Origin of the sequence: Solemya elarraichensis gill symbiont (assembly GCF_002021095.1) — a bacterium.
In the GTDB taxonomy this organism is placed as follows: Bacteria; Pseudomonadota; Gammaproteobacteria; order Chromatiales; family Chromatiaceae.
The window spans coordinates 1-2,493 of record NZ_MPRK01000251.1 but is presented as its reverse complement, the minus strand read 5'-3'; the positions used below and the strand labels follow the sequence as shown (position 1 = coordinate 2,493).

At 42.7% G+C, this 2,493-nt stretch carries 2 protein-coding genes; both read left to right on the top strand.

The genetic code is table 11. The annotated features are described in order from the left end of the window. Positions 1-509 precede the first annotated feature (509 nt). The gene (locus BOW51_RS09790) at positions 510-2,078 is read left to right on the top strand and encodes a DUF8775 domain-containing protein (RefSeq protein ID WP_135568230.1); all 1,569 of its coding nucleotides are present in this window, start codon (positions 510-512) and stop codon (positions 2,076-2,078) included. Further along, on the top strand, positions 2,053-2,493 hold a 441-nt coding region (locus BOW51_RS11955), incomplete at its 3' end, for an endonuclease/exonuclease/phosphatase family protein (protein ID WP_370738168.1). The genes BOW51_RS09790 and BOW51_RS11955, both read left to right, overlap by 26 nt.

Here is a 2,493-nt window from a genome sequence, read left to right as displayed (position 1 = left end):
CCCGTGTCGGTGGAGGAGAGGATCCTGGTGGTTGAGGGGTCTGTAGTCATATCCCCACGCAAAATTATGTGGGTACACGGCTGCAGGCCCCAACACACCACTTTGGCCTTGAATTCCTCTAGACGGGCGGTCCAATCTTGACCCGGATAGGATCAATCGGCTGGTCGAACAAACTTCTAAAGCACACCATCCAATCATCTTCCAACTTTCATATCATCAACATCGTTCAACTCATTTTTCATCGACTTTTTTCATAATGTACCGGATTGTTTCCGCGAAATTTCATTTCACTATATCATTGCGTGTGTTTTTAGAAGGTGACGGCTTATGGGTCAAACTGGTGATGTTTAGCTCCCTGAATCTTCCTTTAGATTATTTTAATTGTAGGTTCATTTAGCCTTACTTTACTAGTGTATACCCCCTGCATAACCCTGTCATGCCTGGTCGTGGATTAGTCCCGCCCAGGCTGACCCCTTGTTGGACTCCACGGTGGGTGGGGAATGCAGGGGATGAATACAAATTCAATAAATATGGCTACAAAGAAAAGAAAATGTGACATAACTCCAACTGACTCTTCCGAAAAAGAACACGATTTGCCTCCCATCATCCAGACATGGTCAAGATTCTTGGTCATGGCTATGTACACTCCAGAAGGAACTCCCAATGCTCTTGCACAATTATCACCTTTCGTCATCCACAAAACATTTCAAGGTTTGTGTGGAGAATTGAAATCTTTGAAAAAGCTTGCCAATGGTACCTATCTTCTCCAATGTTTTAACAACAAACAGTCTACCCTACTTAGATCAACCCAAACCTTTGCTGGAATAAAAGTTTCAATAACACCTCATGAGAAACTCAATTCCAGCAAGGGTGTGATTCGTTCCCCGGATCTTCGCTACGTGGACGAACAGGAAATTGTTGATTCAATTCCATCAGTAACAGCTGCTAAACGAATCACAATCACCAAAGGAAACAGAAAAGTGCCCACGAATACATTCATTTTAGACTTTTCCCAACCAACCACACCATCAACCTTGACCTTTGGATACACCAAGCTCAACGTGGACCCATACGTCCCCAATCCCTTGAGATGTTTTCAGTGTCAGAAATATGGTCATCACAAGTCAAATTGTCGAGGACAAGCGTGCTGCTCCAACTGTGGAAAGAAAGATCACGAGAGAGAACATTGCACCAACGATCCCCACTGTGTCAACTGCAAAGGTTCACATCCTGCTACAGACAAATCTTGCCCTGACTGGATATTTGAGAAGAAAGTACAGGCCCTCAGGATAGAAAAGAATATCACCAGCATCGAAGCCCGGAAAACACTACAACCATCTCAACAACCATCAGTGATTGTACCTGGTGCTACATCATATGCTAAAGCTGTATCTTCACAAGCTCCCAAACCACCACCACCGCCATCATTATCCAAATCAACATGTTCTGCATCAACTCAGACAGACAGTTTCTGTTGCCCATGCGCATTATCTCTTTTAGAGTACATAGCTGCATATCTTCCTCCTTCTGCCCCTCCCCCTCCTATACCAAGACTATCTTCTATTACCCCACCCCCAAGAAACTCTTCAACTCATGCTTATTTCTCAAATCAGAACTCTGCTACATTGGATGTGTCCCAACCCACCAATGTAAATACCTTAATCCAGACAACAAAGAAAGACCAGGACATTCCCTCAGGACCACAACCAGATAAATCTGCCCTCAATATGATTGAATCATATGACACAGATGAAGAAATTCGCCCAGGACAAACCATCCTATTACAAACCCCAGAAATTGACTTCACCAACACGAACCCCTTCAACGCTCTGCAGTTGAACGAATACTCTGACATTTCTGATGAAGGATCTACCCAATGTGAACCAATGGATTCACCAGAAACACCTTGTGAACCAATGGATTCACCGGAAACACCTCCCCCACAATCTTCACAAAAATCATCTCCCCCACAGTCTCCAAGGAAAGTAAACCCCCCAGAAGGAAGCAAAGGACAGAAAAAAGACAAGAAATCTCCCCAAAAGGCTCCCAAAAATGGAGGGTCAAAGAAAGGAAAATAGTAACTTTTTAATTTTTTACTCCATTTTAATCATGGCATCTTACAATATTTTGCAGTGGAATTGTCGTAGCTATCGTACACAGTACGAAGAACTCTGTCTTCTCATTCAGGAACACTCACCTAGAGTTATCTGCCTTCAAGAAAGCCACATGGAGGGTATTCAAGGTTATACCATTCCATCATATACTGCATTCCATCAAGGTTCCATTTCACTTCTCATCCATAACTCAATTCCTTTCAGTCCAGTATCTCTGAATACAAATATTCCCGCTGTTGCAATGCGGGTTACTTTACACAAAGTTTTTACTGTTTGTTGTTTATATTTATCACCGAATAACACATATACTTCATCCGATCTAAATAGGTTGCTTGAACAGCTGCCATCATCATGTTTATTGTTAGGTGACTTCAATGGT